The organism is Mesorhizobium sp. (assembly GCF_004962245.1).
Classification (GTDB): domain Bacteria; phylum Pseudomonadota; class Alphaproteobacteria; order Rhizobiales; family Rhizobiaceae; genus Mesorhizobium.
In genome coordinates this window covers 1-412 of sequence record NZ_SUHQ01000108.1, presented here as the reverse complement: position 1 = coordinate 412, position 412 = coordinate 1, and the positions used below count along the sequence as shown (strand labels likewise).

Genomic DNA, 412 nt, shown 5'->3' with positions numbered 1-412 from the left:
GCGGAGCAAGGAGCGAAGCGACGCGGCGCAGACCCTGGGATCCATGCCGTTACCTGGCGGCAGTGCTCCGGCGGACCAGAACCGAACGCTACCACCCCGTCCCTCGAAAAAGCTCGAACCACTCTGGGTTGGTCTTCTCGATCAGGTCGATCTTCCACTGGCGCGGCCAGCGTTTCAGCGACTTCTCGCGCTGGATGGCGTCGCGAATGTCGAAATGTTCTTCGTACCAGACCAGACGCTGCACGCCGTAGCGGCTGGTGAAGCGTGAGCCCTGGCCTGATTTGTGCTCCGGCAAGCGGCGGCCGAGGTCATTGGTGACGCCGATGTAGATCGTGCCGTGCTTCTGGCTCGCGGTCATGTAGGCATAGCCGGTCATAGTTGAAGGGTAGCTGGCGCCGTTGCGGATGCAAGC

At 62.6% G+C, this 412-nt stretch carries 1 protein-coding gene; it reads right to left on the bottom strand.

The features are described 5' to 3' along the window. Nucleotides 1-88: 88 nt before the first annotated feature. Complete coding sequence (locus E5X88_RS33555) at nucleotides 89-376, bottom strand: GIY-YIG nuclease family protein (protein ID WP_292168572.1); 288 nt, start codon at nucleotides 374-376, stop codon at nucleotides 89-91. Nucleotides 377-412: the final 36 nt, after the last annotated feature.